Annotated in this window: 1 protein-coding gene; it reads right to left on the bottom strand. The window is 49.1% G+C overall.

Annotated features, from left to right (window positions below):
- On the bottom strand, positions 1 to 527 hold a 527-nt coding region (locus JYB62_RS19570), incomplete at both ends, for an SDR family NAD(P)-dependent oxidoreductase (RefSeq protein ID WP_205647085.1).

The raw sequence follows: 527 nt of genomic DNA, 5'->3' as shown, positions 1-527 counted from the left end.
CTGTATGGCTTTTTTGAGGCTTTCGGTATCGGTGACATCCAGGGTTACTCCCAGGAATACATCCTTTCCGTATTTTTTCTGCATTTCCGCTTCTGTCTGCGCAAGTCTTTCCGCATTGATGTCGGTGACCACCACACAGGCACCTTCCTGTAGATATCTTTCGGCAATGCCTTTTCCGATTCCACCGGCACTCCCGGTGATCAGGGCGATCCTTCTGGACAAAGGTTTTTCTTTTGGCATACGCTGAAGCTTGGCTTCTTCGAGCAGCCAGTACTCGATGTTGAATGCTTCCTGAAGGGGAAGGGAAACATAAGATGAAACGGCTTCTGCCCCTCTCATTACGTTGATGGCATTGATATAGAACTCTGAAGCTACCCTGGAGGTCTGCTTATCCTTGGCAAAGGAGAAAAGACCTACACCCGGCCAAAGGATGATGACCGGATTGGGGTCACGCATGGCAGGGGAATTGGGATGCTTGTGTTTTTCATAGTAATCGGCATACATCTCCCGGTACTTCTGGAATTCCA

The sequence above is a fragment of the Algoriphagus lutimaris genome (genome assembly GCF_017051705.1).
GTDB classification, from domain to species: Bacteria; Bacteroidota; Bacteroidia; order Cytophagales; family Cyclobacteriaceae; genus Algoriphagus; species Algoriphagus lutimaris.
Note: the sequence above shows the minus strand (reverse complement) of the source record. Positions and strands in the feature narration are given on the sequence as shown.